Here is a 360-nt window from a genome sequence, read left to right as displayed (position 1 = left end):
CTGTGTTCTTTGCATAACGGGTCGCTATTCCTCTCCAACGCTTCAAATGTAAAAATGCATTTTCCACCAAATGCCTTAACTTATAGAGATCTTTATCGTATTCTCGACCAGTTATGCGATTCTTTCGTGGAGGTATCACCACTTGCATTCCCTGACTTATAGCTTGCTCAACGATTGCGTCGCTATCATATCCTTTGTCTGCCAGTAACCGCTCAGCTGTAAGACCAGCGATCAAATTGCTTGCTTGAGTACAATCTGCTGTTGTGCCTTCTGTAATAATGACCCTGATCGGCAGATCATGCGCACCCACGGCAAGATGCAATTTTGTATTGAGCCCCCTTTTGTATAACTCATGCTCTG

Annotated in this window: 1 protein-coding gene; it reads right to left on the bottom strand. The window is 44.2% G+C overall.

Features of this window, described 5'->3' with window-relative positions:
• The coding region (locus BU804_RS10945; protein WP_143299001.1) for an IS5 family transposase at positions 1-360 on the bottom strand (360 nt) is incomplete at both ends.

Origin of the sequence: Candidatus Protochlamydia sp. W-9, assembly GCF_001950615.1 — a bacterium.
Classification (GTDB): domain Bacteria; phylum Chlamydiota; class Chlamydiia; order Chlamydiales; family Parachlamydiaceae; genus Protochlamydia; species Protochlamydia amoebophila.
Note: the sequence above shows the minus strand (reverse complement) of the source record. Positions and strands in the feature narration are given on the sequence as shown.